The organism is Streptomyces desertarenae, from assembly GCF_042681365.1.
Taxonomy (GTDB): domain Bacteria; phylum Actinomycetota; class Actinomycetes; order Streptomycetales; family Streptomycetaceae; genus Streptomyces; species Streptomyces desertarenae.
On the sequence record NZ_JBHUFU010000005.1, the window covers coordinates 43,611 to 57,939 of the forward strand.

14 protein-coding genes are annotated in these 14,329 nt (G+C 76.7%); 8 read left to right on the plus strand and 6 right to left on the minus strand.

What is annotated here, in order from left to right:
• Positions 1 to 304: 304 nt before the first annotated feature.
• Positions 305 to 1,057, plus strand: coding sequence for a ferritin-like fold-containing protein (locus tag ACFSJS_RS10070; RefSeq protein WP_380898996.1), 753 nt, complete (start codon positions 305 to 307; stop codon positions 1,055 to 1,057).
• A 34-nt stretch (positions 1,058 to 1,091) separates the two neighbouring features.
• Here ACFSJS_RS10070 and ACFSJS_RS10075 read toward each other — a convergent pair whose 3' ends face one another.
• The 4 genes from ACFSJS_RS10075 to ACFSJS_RS10090 all read right to left on the minus strand — a co-directional run bounded on the left by ACFSJS_RS10075 (position 1,092) and on the right by ACFSJS_RS10090 (position 2,985).
• On the minus strand, positions 1,092 to 1,370 hold the full coding sequence (locus ACFSJS_RS10075) for a hypothetical protein (RefSeq protein WP_380898997.1): 279 nt from the start codon (positions 1,368 to 1,370) through the stop codon (positions 1,092 to 1,094).
• A gap of 169 nt (positions 1,371 to 1,539) precedes the next feature.
• On the minus strand, positions 1,540 to 1,767 hold the full coding sequence (locus ACFSJS_RS10080; protein WP_380898998.1) for a DUF3107 domain-containing protein: 228 nt from the start codon (positions 1,765 to 1,767) through the stop codon (positions 1,540 to 1,542).
• A 181-nt stretch (positions 1,768 to 1,948) separates the two neighbouring features.
• Positions 1,949 to 2,575: a TetR/AcrR family transcriptional regulator gene (locus ACFSJS_RS10085; protein WP_380898999.1), complete on the minus strand. Its 627-nt coding sequence runs from the start codon at positions 2,573 to 2,575 to the stop codon at positions 1,949 to 1,951.
• 173 nt (positions 2,576 to 2,748) lie between these two features.
• Positions 2,749 to 2,985 carry a hypothetical protein gene (locus tag ACFSJS_RS10090; RefSeq protein WP_380899000.1) on the minus strand — a complete coding sequence of 79 codons (237 nt, stop codon included), beginning with the start codon at positions 2,983 to 2,985 and terminating at the stop codon, positions 2,749 to 2,751.
• A 121-nt stretch (positions 2,986 to 3,106) separates the two neighbouring features.
• Between ACFSJS_RS10090 and ACFSJS_RS10095 the strand changes: the two genes are divergently transcribed.
• The 7 genes from ACFSJS_RS10095 to moeZ all read left to right on the plus strand — a co-directional run bounded on the left by ACFSJS_RS10095 (position 3,107) and on the right by moeZ (position 11,779).
• Positions 3,107 to 4,078 carry an alpha/beta hydrolase gene (locus ACFSJS_RS10095; RefSeq protein ID WP_380899001.1) on the plus strand — a complete coding sequence of 324 codons (972 nt, stop codon included), beginning with the start codon at positions 3,107 to 3,109 and terminating at the stop codon, positions 4,076 to 4,078.
• Positions 4,079 to 4,084: 6 nt separating this feature from the next.
• On the plus strand, positions 4,085 to 5,509 hold the full coding sequence (locus ACFSJS_RS10100; protein WP_380899002.1) for a DUF3152 domain-containing protein: 1,425 nt from the start codon (positions 4,085 to 4,087) through the stop codon (positions 5,507 to 5,509).
• A gap of 246 nt (positions 5,510 to 5,755) precedes the next feature.
• Complete coding sequence (locus ACFSJS_RS10105; RefSeq protein WP_380899003.1) at positions 5,756 to 7,540, plus strand: DUF3492 domain-containing protein; 1,785 nt, start codon at positions 5,756 to 5,758, stop codon at positions 7,538 to 7,540.
• On the plus strand, positions 7,537 to 8,721 hold the full coding sequence (locus ACFSJS_RS10110; protein ID WP_380899004.1) for a hypothetical protein: 1,185 nt from the start codon (positions 7,537 to 7,539) through the stop codon (positions 8,719 to 8,721). The genes ACFSJS_RS10105 and ACFSJS_RS10110 overlap by 4 nt, the downstream gene beginning before the upstream one ends.
• Positions 8,722 to 8,870: 149 nt before the next feature.
• Positions 8,871 to 9,785, plus strand: coding sequence for an NAD-dependent epimerase/dehydratase family protein (locus ACFSJS_RS10115; RefSeq protein ID WP_380899005.1), 915 nt, complete (start codon positions 8,871 to 8,873; stop codon positions 9,783 to 9,785).
• A complete protein-coding gene (locus ACFSJS_RS10120; RefSeq protein WP_380899006.1) occupies positions 9,773 to 10,537 on the plus strand; it encodes a spherulation-specific family 4 protein in 765 nt (254 codons plus the stop codon). The genes ACFSJS_RS10115 and ACFSJS_RS10120 overlap by 13 nt, the downstream gene beginning before the upstream one ends.
• A gap of 63 nt (positions 10,538 to 10,600) precedes the next feature.
• Positions 10,601 to 11,779 (plus strand): adenylyltransferase/sulfurtransferase MoeZ, encoded by a 1,179-nt coding sequence (moeZ, locus tag ACFSJS_RS10125; RefSeq protein ID WP_380899007.1) that lies wholly within the window; start codon positions 10,601 to 10,603, stop codon positions 11,777 to 11,779.
• A gap of 904 nt (positions 11,780 to 12,683) precedes the next feature.
• Here moeZ and ACFSJS_RS10130 read toward each other — a convergent pair.
• Complete coding sequence (locus ACFSJS_RS10130) at positions 12,684 to 13,514, minus strand: ABC transporter permease (RefSeq protein WP_380899008.1); 831 nt, start codon at positions 13,512 to 13,514, stop codon at positions 12,684 to 12,686.
• Entirely contained in the window at positions 13,511 to 14,326 is an 816-nt protein-coding gene (gene modA, locus ACFSJS_RS10135; protein WP_380899009.1) for a molybdate ABC transporter substrate-binding protein, read from the minus strand. The genes ACFSJS_RS10130 and modA overlap by 4 nt, the downstream gene beginning before the upstream one ends.
• Positions 14,327 to 14,329: the final 3 nt, after the last annotated feature.

Below are 14,329 nucleotides of genomic sequence, written 5' to 3' on the forward strand. Positions count from 1 at the left end.
GGGCTCCGTGGTCCGGAGCCGTCGTTCCGCGTACGGTCCGCGCGGAGGGCGGTCGTGTCGGAGCCGATCGGGCCACCGACCGGGCATCCGCTGCGGGCCCAGGGGGACGTCCCCGGGGACCAGACAACACACAGTATGCGGTGAACCCGCTGTCAGGAAGCGGGCTCAATATCACTGTACCCCCTGATCGCGCATACGCACCGGGTCGATCTCGGCCATGAGGGGGCGCACAAGGGGCGCGCGGCCCGCTCCGGGGGACTCCCGGGCAGGTGGGAGGCGCTGCCGGAGGGCTATTGTGCGGAGCATGGAGACGTCTGACACATCCCCCGCCGGAGCCGAGGGGCCCAGGGACGGGGCGCCCGTGGACATCGCCGCGCAGGACTGGGCCGGGGCGAGCGCGACCCCGCAGTACCGGGCTGCGGTCGTGGACCTGCTGGGCGCCCTGGCCTACGGTGAGCTGGCCGCCTTCGAGAGGCTCGCGGAGGACGCCAAGCTGGCCCCCAGCCTCGCGGACAAGGCGGAGCTGGCCTCGATGGCGTCGGCGGAGTTCCAGCACTTCGAGCGGCTGCGCGACCGGCTGGCCCGGATCGGCGAGGACCCCACGGCCGCGATGGAGCCCTTCGCCGCGGCACTGGACGAGTTCCACCGCCAGACCGCGCCCTCGGACTGGCTGGAGGGGCTGATCAAGGCGTACGTCGGCGACTCGATCGCCTCGGACTTCTACCGCGAGGTCGCCGTCCACCTCGACTCCGACACCCGTGCCCTGGTGCTGGCGGTGCTGGACGACACCGGGCACTCCGGCTTCGCGGTCGAGAAGGTGCGCGCGGCCATCGAGGCCGACCCCCGGGTCGGCGGCCGGCTCGCCCTGTGGGCCCGCAGGCTGATGGGCGAGGCGCTCTCGCAGGCCCAGCGGGTGGTGGCCGAGCGCGACGCGCTGTCGATGATGCTGGTGGGCGGGGTGACGGCGGGCTTCGACCTGGCGGAGGTCGGCCGGATGTTCTCCCGGATCACCGAGGCCCACACCAAGCGGATGGCGGCGCTGGGACTGGCGGCCTGAGGGCCGCCCGGCGGCGCGCCGGCCCGGCCGGCCGTCAGGCCGCGCCCACGCGCGGGCGGCCGCGGGCCGGCGCGCCGCCGGGCCGGACCAGCAGTGACAGCAGGGCCGCCGAGACCAGCACGGCGACCGCGAGGACGGGGAGCGCGTGGCCGGGCCCGAGCACCACGCGGGCGATCACGCCGCCGCCGAAGGCGGCCGCCGGCCCGGTGGCCAGCACCAGCGCCCGGTCGCGGAACCGGTCGGGGAAGCGGCGGGCGGCGACGAGGGCGGCGGCGAGGCCGAGGAGCACGGAGCCGATCACTTCCCAGGGCATGGGACCTCCCGCGGGCCGATGGTGGAGTGCACGGAGTGCGCACGTCGGGCTACTCGGTCCTACCCCGTGCCCCCCGCGTGCGAAACGGCGGCCGGGCGGGGAATCCCCGCCCGGCCGCCGTGCGTGCCCGCCGGGCCGCGTGCGCCGTCGCGCGCCGTGGGGCGCGGGCTCAGATGGCGCCGAAGCCCACCTTGCGGCCGCTGGGCTCGCCGATGTCCACGTAGGCCAGCCGGTCGGCCGGGACGACGACCCGGCGGCCGTGCTCGTCCGTGAGGCTGAGCAGCTGCGACTTGCCGGTCAGCGCCTCGGCCACGGCCTTCTCGATCTCCTCGGCCGTCTGCCCGCTCTCCAGAACGATCTCGCGGGGCGCGTGCTGCACCCCGATCTTGACCTCCACGGCTATGTCCCTCCGAACGGTTCGGTGTTGTCCCCGGCCCGGGCCGGGGCGGAGTGCGCGGCCGGCCGCGCCGTTATGCCAGCAACATTAGCCCGCGGCGGGACGCCGGGCCGTCCGGGACCGCACGCCGACAGCGAACAACGCCGGCGGGCACCGCCCCGGGCGGCGGCCGGAGCGGCGGTCAGCCGTGCATCGGGAAGCCCGCGATGCCCCGCCAGGACAGCGACGAGATGAGCCTGGCGGCGGCGTCGCGCGGGATCCGCTGTCCGTCGCTCAGCCAGTACCGCGCGGTGATCTGCGCCATCCCGCACAGCCCGACGGCCAGCAGCATGGCCTCGTCCCGGGGCAGGTCGGTGTCCTCGGAGATGACCTCGCTGACCGCCTCGGCGCAGTCCAGGCTGACCTTGTCCACCCGCTCGCGCACGGCCGGCTCGTTGGTCAGGTCGGACTCGAACACGAGGCGGAAGGCACCGCCCTCGTCCTCCACGTACGCGAAGTAGGCGTCCATGGTCGCGGCGACCCGCTGCTTGTTGTCACTGGTCGAGGCGAGTGCCGCGCGCACCGACTGGACCAGCGCCTCGCAGTGCTGGTCCAGCAGTGCCAGGTAGAGGTCGAGCTTGCCGGGGAAGTGCTGGTACAGCACCGGCTTGCTGACCCCCGCCCGCTCGGCGATGTCGTCCATGGCCGCGGCGTGGTAGCCCTGGGCGACGAACACCTCCTGCGCGGCACCGAGCAACTGGTTGCGTCGGGCCCGGCGCGGCAGACGTGTGCCCCGCGGACGTGCCTCGGTCTGCTCGACGGCTGTCACGCTCGCCTCCTGTGGTCTCCCTGGAACGACTCCCGGGCAGGGACCCGGAAGGGGACCGGGGAAGGGGTCGTTCCGCGCGCTGTGCGCTTGCGTCCGCCATCCTACTTTTGGGTAAACCTCCTGTGCGTGCCGCGAGCGCAGAAATCCGTTGTCCGGACGTGCGACGCATCGGTTCAGCGGTAGTCGTCCTCGTCGAGTTCGACCACGAGGGCCTGCTCGGCGGCGTCCGCGGGGTTCACCTCGGGGGAGTCGGGCCCGAGCAGGGGGACGTCCCGGCGCGGCAGCACCTCCGCGTGCTGCTCGGCGGCGTCCGCCTCGGGCGCCTCGACGCCGAACCGCTCGGCCGCCGGGGCGTCCTCCTCGTCCTCGAAGTCGTCGAAGGTCTCGGGGTCGGTGGGGTCAACAGGCATGACGGTCCTCTTTCCAGGCAGGAGGGGTCCCACACGGGTCCGGGAGGAGAATTCCCGGGACCGGAACGGTGTGACCCCGAACACGTGAGGGCGGCAGTGATCGTCTCGTAACATTGCCCCCATGTCATCGACCGAGCAGCCGGGGCCGGCCACCGCGGCCCCGTTCGAGGTGCCGCCCCACGGCCGCGCGCGGGCCGTGGAGGGCGAGGACCTCAGATCCGTGTCGCTGCCCGGTCTGACGCTCTCGGTGCGCAGGCGCCCGGCCGCCCGCGAGGGACTGCACCCGGCGCTGTACGTCCACGGGCTGGGCGGCTCGTCCCTGAACTGGTCCCTGCTGATGCGCGAGCTGGCCGACACGGTCGACGGGGAGGCCCTGGACCTGCCGGGCTTCGGCCACTCCCCGCCCCCGGACGACGGCGACTACTCCCTCTCCGGGCACGCGCGGGCCGTCATCCGCCACCTCGACGCCTCCGGGCGCGGGCCCGTGCACCTGTTCGGCAACTCCCTGGGCGGAGCGGTGGTCACGCGGGTCGCGGCCGTCCGCCCCGACCTGGTGCGCACCCTCACCCTCGTCTCGCCGGCCCTGCCCGAGCTGCGCCCGCAGCGCACCGCGATACCCATCGGCCTGCTGGCGGTGCCGGGCGCGGTCGCCCTCTACCACCGGATGACCCGGCACTGGACGGCCGAGCGGCGCACCCGCGAGGTGCTGACCCTGTGCTACGGGGACCCGTCGGCGGTGGCACCGGAGGACTTCCGGGCCGCGGTGGAGGAGTACGAGCGGCGGCTGGCGCTGCCCTACTTCTGGGACTCGCTGGCCCGGTCCGCGCGCGGGCTGGTCAACGCCTACACCCTCGGCGGCCAGCACGCGCTGTGGCGGCAGGCCGAGCGGGTGCTGGCGCCGACGCTCCTGGTGTACGGCGGCCGCGACCTGCTGGTCTCGTTCCGCATGGCGCGCAGGGCGGCCAGGACCTTCCGGGACTCCCGACTCCTGGTGCTCCCGGACGCCGGACACGTCGCCATGATGGAGTACCCGGAGGCGGTGGCGGACGCCTTCCGGGATCTGCTGGGAGACACCGACACGGGCAGGGGTTGACGAGGCGTGGGACGTCACAGCCGCCGGGGCAGGCCGGCCACCGCGGCCGAGGAGCAGCGGCGCGCACCGCACGAGGAGTCCCCCAGGCCCCACCCGGCCCAGACCCCGCCGCACGGCGTGCCGGCCGGACGCGGCCCGGCCGGACCGGGAGCCGCCGCCCCCGCCCCCCGGCGCCGCGGACCCGGGGTCCGCGGCGGGCACCCCGAGCACCGCGAACCGGGCGGCGCCTGGGGCGTGCCGCCGCAGCGCCTCGGCACCCCGGGTGCCGCGGACACCGCTCCCGCCGCCCCCGCCGCTGCGTCCGGCGACGCCGCGCACGACACCGGCCGGGTGCCCCGGCAGGAGTACCTCCGGGCCTTCGACGACGGGATCTTCGGCACGCCGGCGGCGTCGGCTCCGACGGGGGCGTCCGGATCCGCCCGGGACGGCGGCTCCGCGCCGCCGGCGCCGTCCGCGCCGGGCGGTGCCGGTGACGGCACCGCGGGCGGCGGGAGCGCCGAGGACGGAACCGACGGCGGCGGGACCGACGGCGACCGGGCCGGGAGCGCGGACGCGGACGGCGCGGGCGCCGCGCCCCGGACCGGCCGCGCCGCCCGGCGGAGGCAGCGGGGCGGCCGGGGACGCACCGTCACCGGGGTGGCCGCCGCGGCCGTGACCGCCGTGCTCGCCGTCGCGGTGGCCGGCCAGGTGGCCGACGGGCGGGACGCCGTCGGAAGCCGGATCGCGGCCGGAGGGGACGGGGCGCGCGTGGGGGTGCCGGACGCCTCGCGCTCCGACAGCCGCCCGACGCCGTCGCGCCCCTCCGGGACCGCGCCGTCCCCCGCGCCCTCCTACGACGAGCTGATGGGCCGGCTGTACGACCTCGACCCGGACCACGAGGGCTCCGGGCGGCTCGTGGCCGTCCCCGGCGGGGACGAGGCCCCCGGCTCCGGTGAGCGGATCCGCTACCGGGTGGACGTCGAGGAGGGGCTGCCGCTGGACGGCGAGCTGTTCGCCGAGGCCGTCCACCGCACGCTCAACGACGAGCGGAGCTGGAGCCACGGCGGCGCCCGCACCTTCGAGCGGGTCTCCGGGGACGGCGAGGCCGACTTCGTGATCACGCTCGCCGGCCCGGCCACCACCGCCCGGTGGTGCGCCAGGTCGGGTCTGGACACCACGATCGACAACGTGTCGTGCGACTCGGCCGCGACCGAGCGCGTCATGATCAACGCCTACCGGTGGGCACGGGGCGCGGAGACCTTCGGGCCGGAGCGGATCCGGGAGTACCGGGAGATGCTCATCAACCACGAGGTGGGCCACCGGCTGGGCCGGGGGCACGTCGGCTGTCCGCGGGACGGCGCCCTGGCCCCGGTGATGATGCAGCAGACCAAGTACCTGACGGTGGGCGGGGCGACGTGCCGCCCCAACGCCTGGCCCTTCCCCGACGCGTGAGGGCGGGATCCCGCCCGCGGGGGCCGCGCACCGGGACGTCCGCGCCCCGGGGGCCGTGCGCCGCCGGGCGCTCCGCGCCGGCCACTAAACGATCGAACGCCCAACCGCACCGGAAGTCACGGTAGTTCACCCCTTCCGGTGGTGCGGCGGACAACCGTCCGCCGTGTCGCCCCACCTCGCGCATAACGTCTTCCCCCGGTGCCACGGGACGGCCGGTGGCCAGGACCTACGAGCGGGGGTGGACGCGTGCGCATCGCACTGCTCACCGAGGGTGGCTACCCGTACCCGGGCGGTGACGCGGCCGCGTGGTGCGACCGGCTGGTGCGCGGACTGGGCGGCCACGGGTTCGAGGTCTACGCGCTCGGTCGCGACGAGCGGCAGCGCGACGGGGCCTGGTCCGCCCTCCCGGAGAACGTCCTGCGGGTGCGCACCGCACCCCTGTGGGGTCCCCCGCACGGCGCGGACCGGCGCCACGGACGGTACGGGCGGCGGGAGAGACGGCGGTTCGGCGAGCACTTCGCCGCGCTGGTCCGCGCCGTGTGCGCGGCACCGGACGGCGGGCCGGAGGCGGACGGCGCCGAGGCGGACCGTTTCGCCGGGGGCCTCCACGGACTCGCCGCGCTCGCCCGCGAGCACGGCGGACTCGCCCCCGCGCTCCTGTCCGAACCGGCCCTGCGGCTGCTGGAGGACGCCTGCCGGGCCCGCGGCGCGCCGCACGCCGTGCGCACCGCCCGCGTCACCGACCTGCTCACCGTCGCCGAGCAGCTGGAGCGGGTGCTGCGCCCGCTGGCCACCGACTGGTACGGCGAGGACGGACTGGCCGCGGCCGACGTCTGCCACGTGGTCGGCGCCGGACCGGCCGCCCTGCCCGGCCTGCTGGCCAACCGCCTGCACGGGACGCCGCTGCTGATCACCGAGTACGGGGTGCGGCTGCGCGAGCACTACCTCGCCAGCGCCGCGCGCGCCGTCGCACCCGGCGCCGTGGAGGCACCGGTGCGCGCCCTGCTCGCCGCGTTCCACCGGCGGCTGGCGCACGAGGCGTACCGCCGGGCCGAACTGGTCACCTCAGGCAACGCCCACGCCCGCCGCTGGCAGCTCAGGTGCGGCGCGGACCGGAGCCGGCTGCGCACGGTCCACCCGGGGATGGACGCGCCGGAGCTGGCGGGGATCGAGGAGGACACCGGACGGGACCGCCCCGACCCGCTGCTGGTGTGGGTCGGGCGGGTGGAGCCCGCCAGGGACCTGGTCGGCCTGCTGCACGCCTTCGCCCGGCTCCGCAGGACGGTGCCCGGTGCCCGGCTGCTGATCGCCGAACGCCCCGGCGGTGCCGGCGCCGCGGGCGGGCGCCGTCCGCAGGACGCCGCGTACCTCGGCCACTGCCGGGCGCTGGCCGCCCAGCTCTTCCCCGACGAGGCGGCCGACTCCCACAGCGCGGGCGAGAACCCCGTCTGCTTCGCCCGGCTCGGCGACCCCGAGGCACCCGGGCTCGCCGAGGTCTACGCCGCCGCCGACATCGCCGTGCTCTCCAGCGTGGTGGAGGGCTTCCCGGTCTCCCTCGCGGAGGCGATGCTCGCCGGGCGGGCCACGGTCTCCACGGACGTCGGCGCGGTGCGCGAGGCCGTCGGCGGCACGGGGCTGGTGGTGCCGCCGCGCAACCCCAGCGCCCTGGCGAGCGCCTGCGCCGCCCTGCTGGGCGATCCCGCCCGGCGGGCCCGGCTGGGCGCCGCCGCCCGGGCGCGGGCCGTGGAGCTGTTCACCGCCGAGCAGAACCTCACGGCGTTCCGCGGCCTCTACCTGGAACTCCTCTCGCGCAGTCCCCGGGCCGCCGAGCCGGTCGCCCGCCCCCGCCCCTTCGCCCTGCCGCCGGAGGCGCACCTCCCCGGCCGGCGGAACGCCGCGGCGCCCCTCCCCGTCCGCGCCCCGGCGCGTCCGCCCGGCACCGGCCGGGGCCCCGGTGCCGACGGGCGGGGCGCCCGCACCCCGAGCTGGGCGCGCGCGGCGGCCGCCGCGGCGGGGGAGGGGGCGCGGTGAGCGGCCCGGTGAGCCCCGTGCGGTCCGCCGATCCGGTGCGCCTCCTGCTGCACCGGCACGGGGAGCTGTGCAGGGGGGCCGTCGACCCGCTGGAGATCGCCGCGGCCCTGGAGGCGCACGGGATCACCGACCGCACCGCGGCGCGCTTCCGGCACCGGGACGTCTTCTCGCTCGCCGAGGAGCTGTACGCCCGCACGCCCCGCGACGACGGCCCGCTTGCCGCGGGGGTGCCGGCGGGGTCGGTGCCGGAGGAGGCGGTGCCGGAAGAGGCGGTGCCGGAGGAGGCCGCCGCGCGACAGCGGCCCGCCCGGCGCCGCACCCGGTGGGCGCGCGCGGCCCGGACGGTCCTGCTGCCCGTGCTGCCCGGCGGGCTGTGCGCGGCCGCGTTCGCCCTCCCGCTCCCGGCGGGGCTCCCGCCGGCCGCGGTGGCCGCCGCGGTGGTGGTGTCGGCCGTGGCACTGTGCCTGCGCGGCACCGGTGCGACCGCCGCCGCCGTGCTCGCCTGCTGCTGGCTCACCGGCCACGTCCTCCTCGGCGACCGCCTGCCGGCCGCGGCCCTGGGCGGGGCGGGCGGGGTGCCTCCGCCGTCCGGGCCGCTGCTGTCCGAGCGGTGCCTGCCGCTGGGCCTGGCCCTGGCCGTCGCCCCCGCCGTCTGGTGCGCCCGCTGGTTCGCCGCGCGGGCGCGGCGGCAGCTGGCCGCCGGACGGAGCCTGGCGGAGTTCGCCGCCCGCACCCGTCCGGCGCTGACCGCGGCCGTCTCGGTGTTCGCCGCCGCGCTGCCCGCCGCGCTGGCCGCCGCCCACGCCGTCGTGGACGGCGGACCGGGCCCCCTCGCGGTCCCCGGCGGCGGCCCCGCCGCGTCCGCCACCCCCCTGGTCGCCGCGGCCGCCCTCGGCATGCTCCTGTTCACCGCCCTCCTGCTGTCCGCCCACGGTTTCGCCCGTGCCGCCGCACGGGGCCTCACCGCGGCCTGCGTCCTGCAGGCCGCGGGGCTCGCCACCGCCCTGGCCGCCCGGCTGCCCGCGCTGGAACCGCTGAGCCGACCCGTGCGGGCCCTGGTGGAGGCCTGGGGGCCGGCCGCGGTGTCCGCCGCGGCCTGCGCCTGCGCGGCCCTCGCCCTGCTCGCCGTCGCCGCCGGATCCCTCACCGGCGCCTCCGCCCACCACCGGAGCGGTCCCTGACGGACGTGCCCGGCGCCGGCCCGGTGCCGGGTCCCCGACCTGCCGGCGCACGCCCCGGCGTGCACGGCGCACCACCGATGAAGGAGCACACCCCACATGACCGTTCCGCGCGCCACCGGCGTCACCGCACCTGCGCGGGAGGACGCCCGATGAGAGTGCTGCTGATCGGAGCCAACGGACACCTGGGCCGCCACGTCGCCGACCGGCTGCTCGCCGACCCCGCCGTCCAGCTCACCGCGCTCGGCCGGGGCGACGACGCCGACGTCCGCTTCGACCTGTCCACCGGCAGTCCCGGTGCCCTCACCCGCTTCCTGGACGCCGTCCACCCCGGTGTCGTCGTCAACTGCGCCGGTGCCGTGCGCGGCAGCGCCCGCGACCTGATCCGGCACAACACCGTGGCCACCGCCACCGTCTGCGAGTCCCTGCGCCGCAGCGGCTGCGGCGCGCGGCTGGTCCACGTCGGCTGCGCCGCCGAGTACGGGCCCTCCCAGGCGGGTTCCTCCACCGGCGAGGACGCGGTGCCGCGCCCCGGCAGTCCGTACGGCGTCAGCAAGCTCGCCGCGAGCGAACTGGTGCTGGGCTCCGGGCTCGACGCCATCGTGCTGCGCGTCTTCTCGCTGACCGGCCCCGGCACCCCCACCGGCTCGCCCCTGGGGCGGCTGGCGGAGGCGATGCGCCGGGTGATGCAGCAGGGCGAGGGCGAGCTGCGGCTCGCCGGCCTCGGCGTCCAGCGCGACTTCGTGGACGTGAGGGACGTGGCGCGGGCGGTGCACGCCGCCGCCCTCTCGGCGGCCCAGGGCGTGGTCAACATCGGCAGCGGGCGCGCGGTGCGGCTGCGCGAGGTGGTCTCCGTGCTGGCCCGGGTCGCCGGACACACCGGCCCGGTGCACGAGGTGGACGAACACCACCCGGGCGCCCCCCAGATGCCCCCCTACCCCGACGGCTGCGGACCCTGGCAGCAGGCGGACGTCCGCAGCGCACGCGACCGGCTCGGCTGGCGGCCCCGGATCGGGTTGGAGGAGTCGCTGGCGGACATCTGGATGGAGGCGGCATGCCGTATCTGACCAGTTCCGGCAGACGGTGCCCGGCGGCCGGGGCCCCGGGGCGGCTCGGCGTCGGGGTGCCCGGTTACGCCCACCCGCTGGTGGCCCCGGCGGAGTGGGCGGAGCTGGCCCGGCCCGGCGTCCCGGTGCACTGGGCGGTGCTCAACGTGGCGCGCGGGCCGGGCACCTGCCCCGACCCGTACTGCGCGGCGGCGGTGTGCCGGCTGGGGGAGGCCGGGGTGCGGGCCCTGGGCCACCTGGACCTGCGACACGGCACCCGGGACTTCGGCGACCTGGTGCACGACGCGCACCGCTACCTGGACTGGTACGGGGTGGACGGCTTCTACCTGGACCGCTGCCCGGCCGGCCGCGCCGACCTGCCGGACGTGGAGCGGGTGGTGGCCGTGCTGCGGGCCCTGGGGACGGACCTCCACCTCGTCCTGGGCCACGGCGCCCACCCCTTCCCCGGCTACGCCGAGGTGGCCGACCAACTGGTGACGTTCTCCGGCCCGTGGACGGACTACCGCTGGTCGCAGGCGGCGCCGTGGACGGCGGACCATCCGCCGGACCGTTTCTGCCATCTGGTGCACGGGGTGCCGCGCACCCACCTGGACGAGGCCGTCCGCATCGCACGCTGGCAGGGCGCGGGCACCGTCTGGTTCACCGACCGCACCCGGCGGGGGCGACAGGGCGAGGCGGCGGACCCCTGGGAGGCGATGCCCGGCTACTGGGACGAGATCGTCTCGCGGCTCGGACCGGGTGTCTCGGAATGAGATCGGGCGTGGCAGTGTTACGGGAGGAACAACCGTCCACCGACCAACCCTGTTGAGGTCCCCGTGTCGCTGCCACCCCTGGTCGAGCCGGCCTCCGAACTCACTGTCGACGAGGTCCGCAGATACTCGCGTCACCTGATCATCCCGGATGTCGGGATGGACGGGCAGAAGCGGCTGAAGAACGCCAAGGTGCTGTGCGTGGGTGCGGGCGGACTCGGCTCGCCCACCCTGATGTACCTGGCCGCGGCGGGTGTGGGCACCCTCGGCATCATCGAGTTCGACGAGGTCGACGAGTCCAACCTCCAGCGCCAGATCATCCACAGCCAGTCGGACATCGGCCGTCCCAAGGCCGAGTCCGCACGGGACACGGTGCTCGGGATCAACCCGTACGTGACGGTCAACCTCCACCAGGAGCGGCTGGACTCCTCCAACGTGATGGAGATCTTCGGCCAGTACGACCTGATCGTGGACGGCACCGACAACTTCGCCACCCGCTACCTGGTCAACGACGCGTGCGTGCTGCTGAACAAGCCGTACGTGTGGGGCTCGATCTACCGGTTCGACGGGCAGGCGTCGGTCTTCTGGAGCGAGCACGGTCCGTGCTACCGCTGCCTGTACCCCGAGCCCCCGCCGCCCGGCATGGTCCCCAGCTGCGCCGAGGGCGGCGTACTGGGCGTGCTGTGCGCGTCCATCGGCTCGATCCAGGCCACCGAGGCGATCAAGCTGCTCGCGGGCATCGGCGACCCGCTGGTCGGGCGCCTGACCATCTACGACGCCCTCGAGATGTCCTACCGGCAGGTCAAGATCCGCAAGGACCCGGAGTGCGCGGTCTGCGGCAAGAACCCGACGGTCACCGAGCTGATCGACTACGAGGCGTTCTGCGGCGTGGTCTCCGAGGAGGCCCAGCAGGCCGCCATGGGGGCGACCATCACCCCGCAGCAGCTCAAGCAGTGGATCGACGAGGGCGAGAACATCGACATCATCGACGTTCGCGAGCCCAACGAGCACGAGATCGTCGCCATCCCGGGCGCCCGGCTCATCCCGAAGAACGACTTCCTGATGGGCAACGCCCTGGGCGAGCTGCCGCAGGACAAGCGGATCGTCCTGCACTGCAAGACGGGTGTCCGCAGTGCGGAAGTCCTCGCGGTGCTGAAGAACGCGGGCTTCTCGGACGCCGTCCACGTCGGCGGCGGCGTCATCGGCTGGGTCACCCAGATCGAGCCGGAGAAGCCGGTCTACTGAGAACTCCCTGTGGCGGGGTGCGGCGGCGCGCCGTGCCCCGCCGCAGTGCTGCCGGGACGCGGCCGTCGCCCGTCGTCAGGCCGGTCGGCCGGCACCGTGCCCCCTCCGGTGCCTGCCGTTCGGCGGTTGTCCTCCGTCCCCGCCTTCCCGGCCGCCTCCCGGCCGAGGAGGGGGGCCGAGGGCGGGTGTCCGCCTCGGAGCTCACGGCGCGCGTCCCCGGCCGGCGACCACTGATCCGGCAATCCCGTGTGCCGGCACGGTCACGGTCCGCTGGGCTCACCGTGCCCGTCGGGCGCCCACCGGGACCCTCCGGGAGAGGGAACGGCCGGGCCCGGACGGCAGGACGTCGGGGACCGCGTGAGGTCGACCAGGATGCGGGCCGCCTGCGTCACACTGTGCGCGGTCGCTTCGGGGCCGGCCACGGCCAACCTCCGCGTCCGCCGCGCACCGGAGCCACGGCGCCCACGAAGGCGGCGGGTACGGCGTCCGGAACCACGGTCCGGGCCCCGACCCGACCGGTTACGGCGACGGCCCGGAGACGCGGGCGCGGCCTGTGACACCGCTGCGGACGGCTGGGGCACCGAGGCCCGGCTCGACATCGGCCGCGACGGGGACATCGACCGCACGGCCGGCGCCCGCGGGCACTCCTCCCCGTACCGCTCGGACTGCGCGACCGGCAACACCGCCGACGGGACTCCCGTCCGCGTGCGGGTCGTGAAGGCCAGCGGTACGACCGACCACCACCCCGTCCACGAGGACGGAACCGCGTGACCTCCGGCCGCTTCGAGCGGAACGACCGCCGGGGCGCTCCGGCGGCCCCTCCGGCTCCGGCGGCCCCGGGGCGGTGACCCGGAGGCGGGCCGTCGCCGTGACGGCCCGCCCCTCGCCGCCGGGCGCGGGCGCCTCAGCGGGAGGGCCCGAGCCAGCGGCCGCGCAGGGCGATCAGGACGGCCGCCGCCACGGCGAGCAGCAGCAGGGAGACCGAGGTCGCGGCGGCCGGGTCGTTCTGGAGGAGCAGGTACACCTGGAGCGGCAGGGTCTGGGTGGTTCCGGGCAGGTTGCCCGCGAAGGTGATCGTGGCGCCGAACTCGCCCAGCGCCCGCGCCCAGCACAGCGCGGCGCCCGCCACCAGGGACGGCATCGCCATGGGCAGGGTGACGTACCGCAGCGTCTGGGGGAGTGAGGCGCCCATGGTGGCGGCCGCCTCCTCGTAGCGGGGGTGGATCCCGGCCAGCGCCCCCTCCAGGCTGATGACCAGGAACGGCATCGAGACGAAGGCGGCGGCGACCACCGCGCCCGCGGTGGAGAACGGCAGCACCACCCCCAGCGCCTCCAGCGGCCCGCCCAGCAGCCCGTTCCGTCCGAAGCCGCGCAGCAGGGCGACGCCCGCGACGGTCGGCGGGAGCACCATCGGCAGCAGCACCAGGCTGCGCACCAGCGGTTTGCCGGGGAAGTCGGCGCGGGCCAGCAGCCAGGCCAGCGGCACGCCCAGGACGAGCGAGAGCAGCAGCGCCCAGCCGGAGACCAGCAGGGACAGGCCCAGCGCGCGGGCCACCTCCGGGGAGGCGAGCTGCCCGCCGAGGTCCGGCCAGGGGGTGCGGGCCAGCACCCCGGCCAGGGGCGCGGCCAGGAAGACCAGGGCGAGCACGGCGGGCAGGGTGAGCGCGGCGGGCGGGCGCCTGCGCACCCGCGGGCGGCGGACCGGTTCCGGGCGGTCCGGGCTGCGGCGGGTCACGGCAGCAGGAAGCCGGCGTCCCGGAGGATGCGGCGGGCCGGTCCGGTGCCCAGCCAGGCGACGAGGCGGGCGGCCTCCTCCGGGTGCGGCGCGCCGGCCAGCGGAGCGGCCGGGTAGCGCACGTCGGTGCCGGGACCGGCGGGCAGGGGGACGGCGTCCACACGGCCGCGCGCGGCGGCGGCATCGGTGGCGTACACCACTCCCGCGTCGGCCTCGCCCAGCTCCACCTTGCCCAGGACGGCCCGCACGCTCGGCTCCAGGGAGACCGGGCGCACGGTGACGCCCGCCTCCTTCAGCAGCCGCCGCCCGTACCGGCCGGCGGGGACCTCGGGGGCGGCGAGCACGACCGCCACGTCCTCGCGGGCGAGGTCCGCGGGCGAGCCGACGCCCAGGGGGTTGCCGGGCGCGGTGGCGATGACGAGCCGGTTGCGGGCGATCACGGTGGACGGGCCCACCGCCTCCCCCAGCCCGTCCATGGTCTCGGCGTCGGCGGTGACGAGCACGTCGGCGGGCGCCCCCTGGCGCACCTGCGCCGCCAGCTCCTGGGAACCGGCGAAGGAGAGGCGCAGCCGCGTGCCGGGATGCTCCTCCTCGTACGCGGCGCCGGCCTCGGTGAGGACGTCGGAGAGGGAGGAGGCGGCCAGTACCGTCACGGTCGTCCGGCCGCCGCCGGTGCCGCCGAGGGCGCCGCCTCCGCAGGCGGACGCCAGGAGGGCCAGCAGGGCGGTCAGGACGGCGGCGGCGCGGAGGCGGGCGGAGCGCCGCGGGGGGCGGCGGAGCGCGCGGGACGTTCCGGGGGGCGCGGTCGTCACGGC